Raw genomic sequence first — 765 nt, 5'->3', positions numbered from 1 at the left:
ATACTAGCGGTTATGGGAGCGTTAGAGAAAGCGAATGCTACTTTGCAATGAAGTAGATAGTGGTTCAGACTTTGCCACAATCCGAAAGGTTGCAGACTTCTAACCGGTCTTTTGAAGCAATGAAAGGAAAGAAACTTTATGAATGTGGAAATGCCAAAAAGAGAATATACTCGGGCGTCTACAGACTACGACTACCTATGGAACAACCTTAATTGGGAACTCATAGAAAGTAAAGTTAGTAAACTCCAATCTAGAATTGCTAAAGCCGTCGAGCATGGACGCTATAATCTTGCGAAAAAGCTACAATATCTCTTAACAAACTCTTTCTATGCTAAACTACTTGCTACTAAGAAAGTAACTACAAACAAAGGCAAAAACACACCAGGAATAGACGGTGTTATACTGTCAACTCCAGCTAGCAAATACAAAAATGCCTTGAGTCTGACAAACAAAGGTTATAAACCTGTTCCGCTCAAAAGAATCCACATCAAAAAACCTAATGGTAAAAACAGACCTTTAAGTATACCAGCTATGAGGGATAGGACAATGCAAACACTGCATCAATTCGCCTTAGACCCGATAGCAGAGATCATGCTAGACCGGTGTAGTTTTGGGTTTAGGAAATATCGTGGTACAAAAGATGCTGGAGAATATTTGTTTAAAGTTCTTTGTAAAAAGAATTCACCTAAATTCATCTTGGAAGGTGACATTAAAGGTGCAGCTGCTGTTTTAAAAGAGGTAGTAAGAACTAAGCCTGAAAAAAAT

Annotated in this window: 1 protein-coding gene; it reads left to right on the top strand. The window is 38.0% G+C overall.

Annotated features, from left to right (window positions below; all coding sequences use genetic code 11):
* Window positions 1-138: 138 nt before the first annotated feature.
* On the top strand, window positions 139-765 hold a 627-nt coding region (locus AC3AX0_RS09855), incomplete at its 3' end, for a reverse transcriptase N-terminal domain-containing protein (protein ID WP_487550120.1).

The sequence above is a fragment of the Dethiosulfatibacter sp. genome, from assembly GCF_983023055.1.
Note: the sequence above shows the minus strand (reverse complement) of the source record. Positions and strands in the feature narration are given on the sequence as shown.